Source organism: Mesorhizobium sp. M4B.F.Ca.ET.089.01.1.1, assembly GCF_004022605.1.
Classification (GTDB): Bacteria; Pseudomonadota; Alphaproteobacteria; order Rhizobiales; family Rhizobiaceae; genus Mesorhizobium; species Mesorhizobium abyssinicae.
In genome coordinates, this window is the sequence record NZ_RZOS01000469.1 from 1 (window position 1) to 4,204 (window position 4,204).

The window sequence follows — 4,204 nt, forward strand, 5'->3', positions numbered from 1 at the left end:
GCGCCGGCGACAGGCCTGCCGCTGCATCAGCAAGGTGAACAGCGGATAGCTCAGCCCCTGCGCTGCGCCGAACATGGCCAGCGCCGTGGTGACGCCGGCCAGTGCCGCCCATTGCGTTCCCGCCTCGCCATCGCTCGCCGCCGCCATTGCGCCATCCGTCTGCATCGCCCACCCTCAGGTGGCATGCGACCCGGCTAGCGGCTCGACACGGGAAAAGGAAGGGCCGGGGGCGAAATCCGCTTGCGCCACCGGCGATCGCGCCTGAGGGCCACGCAGATTACGGGAAGTAGCGGGCGATCGCCCCCTTCTTGCCGTCGGCATAGGGTTTCAGCCACTTGTCGTCGATGGAAATCCCGTCGTCAGCCGACGGCCCCTTCCCGATCGTCCGGCGCCATGCGCGGAACTTGTAGTGGTCGAAGACGTCGAGCATGTGCACCGCATAAGCCGCGGCAAAGGTCTTGTCGCCTTCGACGATGACCAGGTTCTCGTCATTCTCGTAGGACGCCTTGTAGCCGAGGTTGTGGCTGCCGGTGATGACGGTGGCATTGTCCTCCATCGGATCGATGATGACGATCTTGTCGTGCACAATGGCGTGCCCGACGGTCAGCACCTCCGCCTGGAAATCGCGGGCGATCGTGGCGCCGGTCAGGTTCGCCGCCCTGACGATCGAGACGTTCGGCGCCTCCCAGACCTTCTCCGGATAGACGAAGGGCGACTTGCCGTCCTTGTTCGACTTGTGGGTCACCGGGTCCCTGGTTGGGGCGACATAGTTGGGCATCGCGGTCTCGTCGCTGATCGCGCCCTGCACGATCAGCTTCGGATCCGCATTCGCCGCCGCGACCGCCTGGTCGACGATCGAGTTCTCGCCGAGCCGCGACGGATTGAACACGAGAAACAGCACCGCGCGCTTCGCCGCCCTGATCCGGGCGAAGACGTCCTCGAGGTCGACCGGGCGCACCGAAATGTCCTTCTTGCTGCGCTCGGGATCGTTCGGCGAAAACCACACCGTCATGCCGTCCAGCGCTGCGCTGGCGCCGTTCAGCGGGTTCGAAATGTGGTTTTCCTTGCGAAACGGCACGCCCTGCTTTTGCGCCACATGGCCGGCGGCGCTTTCGCTCGCCGGCGGCGGGAAGACGTCGGCCTTCATGCGCTCCCAATAGGCGTTGAACACTTCTGCCATCGCCGGGTCGTCGCGGACGAAGGCGTTGTTGGACTGCCCGCAAATGCCGGTCGAGGTCCAGTTGGTGCTGCCGGTCATCACTGCCTGCGGCTTGCCGTGGGCATCGCGGTAGACCGCGAACTTGTTGTGGCCGATATGGTTGTTGTTGAACAGGCGGTCCGTCACCACGACGCCGGCATCGCGCAGCCGCTTCCGGAACGGCGCGTTGCCGAAGTCCCAGGCCTTTGTCTGCTCGTCCTTGCCCGAATTGGAAAGGATGACCTCGACGACATCCTTGGCGGCGATGATCGCGTCGCTCAATTCGTCGTCGCCAAGCTCGTAGAGCGCAAGCCTGACGGAGCCACCTTGGTCCTTGGCCCGCTCCATCAGGCTGGTCAAAACCTGGGGCACATCGCCTTGCAGATAGGCGCGTATCTTGCTTTTCGGGTTCTGCAACTCGGCCCTGATCTTGTCGCGCTGTCCGACCTTGATGCCGGCTTCCGCCAGCGCGTGCGACATCCATTGCGTCGACAAGACACCGTTGGTGAAGGCAACTCGCGCCTTGCCGAACATCTGCCCCAGGAAGATCGGCGGACTGACTGCGCCCTGGCCGAGATAGCCGAGCGGCCGGGCCGCGCCGGTATAGGCGGGTTGGCCGTCGACCACCTGCTCCGGACGCACCGGCACCGGCTCGAGGCCCAGCTTCATGTCGCCGACCGGGCGCACCCGATAGGCGATCATCTCGCCTTCCGGCCGGATCGTGAGGCTGTCGCGGCGCCGGCGCACCGTGAGGTCGCGCCAGAAGGTCTTCTGCACCGGCCACACGCCGGTGTCCTGCGGAATCCAGCGTGGATTGCGTTGCCCCTTGAACGGCACCCATGCCGCCAGGCAACGCTCCTCGCCGGTGTCGGGATAGAGGCGGACGATCTCGAAGCCGAGGCAGCCCGGGATCATCCCGTCAATATCCCAAGCCAGGAACGCGACCTCGTTGTTGGTCGCCGCACGCACTTTGATGACATCAGGCATCGCCACCCCCTCAAGATGCTCGGCGCATAAGTATAGCAGAAGTAAAAGACGGAACTGTAACAGGCTTCACGTTGCGAAACGTCGGGTTCTCGGTTGGCGCTCCGTCATGTCGCTTCCCTCGCCCTAGTGGTCGCCGCCTCCTCACCGGCGGCATTGGCGGCGGTCCATTATGCCGCCGACCTTCGCATCCCATGAGGCTTTTCATGACCGCTGCCCTTCACCCCGCCGAACCGGCACTGGCAACCGATCGCGCCCGCCGCGGCGGCCGCGCGGGCAAGCGCGCCGGTGGCTCGGCGGCGTTCGAGCAGCCGCCGTTCCGGCAGCTGAAGAATCCGCTCACGCCGACCAGGCTGGTCTCGGATGACGAATTGGAATCGATCCACCTCGCCTCGCTGCGGGTGTTGAAGGAGATCGGCGTCGACGTGCTGCACGACGAAGCCCGCCGCATCATGAAGGCGCATGGCGCCGACGTGCGCGAGGGCAGCGAGCGGGTGCGCTTCGACAGCGACCTGATCCTCGAACTGATCTCGCACTGCCCGCCGGAATTCACGCTGCATGCCCGCAACCCGGCGCACAATCTGCGCTTCGGCGGCAACAACGTCATCCTCTCGATGATGGCCTCGGCGCCCAACTGCTCCGATCTCGACCGCGGCCGCCGTCCGGGCAACCAAGCCGACTATCGCAACTTCCTGCGCCTGGCGCAGATGCACAATATCCTCAACTGCACCGGCGGCTATCCGGTCGAGCCGATCGACATCCATCCCTCGGTCCGGCACCTGGAATGCATCCGCGACCTCGCCATGCTGACCGACAAGGTGTTCCACATCTATTCGCTCGGCAAGGAGCGCAATGTCGACGGCATCGAGATCACCCGCATCGCGCGCGGCATCAGCCATGAGCAGCTGCTCGAGCAGCCGTCGGTCTTCACCATCATCAACACCAACTCGCCGCTCAAGCTCGACGTGCCGATGATGGAAGGCATCATCCAGATGTCGAGCAAGGGGCAGGTCGTCATCGTCACGCCGTTCACGCTCTCGGGCGCCATGGCCCCTGTCACCATCGCCGGCGCGCTGGTCCAGCAGAACGCCGAGGCGCTGTCCGGCATCGCCTTTGCGCAGATGGTGAAGAAGGGCGCGCCCGTCGGCTATGGCGGCTTCACCTCCAATGTCGACATGAAATCCGGCGCGCCGGCCTTCGGCACGCCCGAATACATGAAAGCGCAGCTCGTCGGCGGCCAGCTTGCGCGGCGCTACAACATCCCCTACCGCACCTCCAACACCTGCGCCGCCAACACCGTCGACGCGCAGGCGGCGTATGAGAGCGTCTTCTCGCTGTGGGGCGCCATCCAGGGCGGCGGCAATCTGATGATGCACGGGGCCGGCTGGCTCGAGGGCGGCCTGCGCTGCTCCTACGAGAAGACCATCCTCGACATCGACCTGTTGCAAATGGTGGCCGAGTTCCTGACCCCGCTCGACCTGTCGGAGGACGCGCTCGGCTTCGACGCCATCCAATCGGTCGGCCCCGGCGGCCATTTCTTCGGCACCCAGCACACCCAGGACCGCTACAAGACCGCCTTCTATTCGCCTGTCCTTTCCGACTGGCGCAATTTCGAAAGCTGGACGGAGGCCGGTTCGCCGACGGCGCTCGAAAAGGCCAACCGGGTCTGGAAGGAGCGGCTGGCGTCCTACGAAGAACCCTATATGGACCCGGCGATCCGCGAAGAACTGAACGACTTCGTCGAGAAACGCCGCGCCGAAGGCGGCGCCCCGACCGATTTTTGATCTTCCGTAGGTGATGAACAGTCGACCCCCACTCCGTCGAGCTTCGCTCGACACCTCTCCCCCGATCGACGGGGGAGAGGAAAGGCGCGAGGCGATTCCAGCCGGCACCCTTCCTCTCCCTCCGGAGGGGGGAGAGGTGGCGCTGCGAAGCAGCGACGGAGTGGGGGAAGCCACTCCTCAAACGCGCAGTCGCCGCAAAGCGGCCGCGACCCAGAAAGCAGGAAATCAAGCTGATTTG

General features: G+C 65.1%; 2 protein-coding genes. One reads left to right on the forward strand and one right to left on the reverse strand.

Annotated features, from left to right (window positions below):
- Positions 1 to 277: 277 nt before the first annotated feature.
- Positions 278 to 2,185, reverse strand: coding sequence for a phospholipase D-like domain-containing protein (locus EN780_RS28685; RefSeq protein ID WP_128275972.1), 1,908 nt, complete (start codon positions 2,183 to 2,185; stop codon positions 278 to 280).
- Between the two features lie 203 nt (positions 2,186 to 2,388).
- On the opposite strand from EN780_RS28685, the gene EN780_RS28690 reads away from it, so the two are divergent.
- Positions 2,389 to 3,966 (forward strand): trimethylamine methyltransferase family protein, encoded by a 1,578-nt coding sequence (locus EN780_RS28690; protein WP_128275973.1) that lies wholly within the window; start codon positions 2,389 to 2,391, stop codon positions 3,964 to 3,966.
- The last annotated feature ends 238 nt before the right edge of the window (positions 3,967 to 4,204 follow it).

Excerpts from the sequence above, each read along its gene's own strand:
- EN780_RS28685 (WP_128275972.1), bottom strand. The coding sequence starts at position 2,185 with ATGCCTGATGTCATCAAAGTGCGTGCGGCGACCAACAACGAGGTCGCG.
- EN780_RS28690 (WP_128275973.1), top strand. The coding sequence starts at position 2,389 with ATGACCGCTGCCCTTCACCCCGCCGAACCGGCACTGGCAACCGATCGC.